We start from the raw sequence: 358 nt of genomic DNA on the forward strand, positions 1-358 counted from the left end.
GACCGAATCCGGTGGCCTCGGGCAGCTGCAACAGCTGCGGCAGGATCAGCGACTGCGCGTACATCGCGAAGCCGACGACCACGCCGGCGACGTTGGTCAGCAACACCTGCGGACGCGCGGTGGTCCGGAGATCGACCAGCGGATCACTGGTGCGCAGCTCCCACCAGCCCCAGGCCAGCAGGACGGCGATCGCGACGACGAAGAGTCCGACGATGGTCCCGCTGCTCCAGCCCCAGACCGCGCCCTTGGACACGCCGAGGAGCAGGCACACGAGGCCGACGCCGAGGCCGACCGCGCCGATGGGATCGAACCTGCCGGCGTCGGGGTCGATCGGGGTGGCGGGCACGATCTTCCAGAT

1 pseudogene is annotated in these 358 nt (G+C 70.1%); it reads right to left on the bottom strand.

The features are described 5' to 3' along the window. Positions 1-346, bottom strand: a pseudogene (locus tag AC1DYG_RS20950) (MFS transporter); the annotation flags it as partial. Between the last annotated feature and the right edge of the window lie 12 nt (positions 347-358).

This window comes from Pedococcus sp. P1_H8 (assembly GCF_056405175.1).